We start from the raw sequence: 648 nt of genomic DNA, 5'->3' as shown, positions 1-648 counted from the left end.
GAGTGGCACCGGCTGTAACCGGGCGACCGTCTTATCATCCCGCCGTGATGCTGAAGATCTACATCTACGGTTACCTCAATCGCATCCAATCCAGCCGCCGCCTGGAGCGCGAATGCCAGCGCAACCTGGAACTGATGTGGCTGACTGGACGGCTGGCGCCAGACTTCAAAACCATCGCTGATTTTCGCCGTAACAATGGCAAGGCCATCCGCAATGTCTGTCGCCAGTTTGTCGTGCTGTGCCGCCAGCTGGAGCTGTTCTCACAGTCACTGGTAGCCATCGACGGCAGCAAGTTCAAAGCCGTCAATAACCGTGATCGCAACTTCACTCCGGGCAAGCTCCGCGCCCGCATGGAGCAGATCGAGAAGAGCATCGAGCGCTATCTGGCGGCGATGGAGACCGCCGATCGGACGCAATCTGATGTTGCCGAAGCCAAGGCCGTCCGCCTGCAAGACAAGCTCGAAAAGCTCAAGCAGCAGATGCAGGCGCTCAAGGACATGGAGCAGCAGTTGCGTGAAGCGCCGGACGGGCAGATCTCCCTGACCGATCCGGATGCGCGATCCATGGCCACCAGTGGCAGAGGCACCGGCGTGGTCGGCTACAACGTGCAGACGGCCGTAGATACCCAACATCACCTCATCGTCGCCC

1 protein-coding gene is annotated in these 648 nt (G+C 60.0%); it reads left to right on the top strand.

What is annotated here, in order from left to right; genetic code table 11:
• Nucleotides 1-648 (top strand): transposase (locus QSJ95_RS32490; RefSeq protein WP_285647879.1); only part of this gene is annotated, 648 nt, incomplete at both ends.

Source organism: Pseudomonas sp. NBRC 100443 (genome assembly GCF_030268185.1).
Taxonomy (GTDB): Bacteria; Pseudomonadota; Gammaproteobacteria; order Pseudomonadales; family Pseudomonadaceae; genus Pseudomonas; species Pseudomonas citronellolis.
This window is presented reverse-complemented; position numbering and strand designations above follow the sequence as displayed.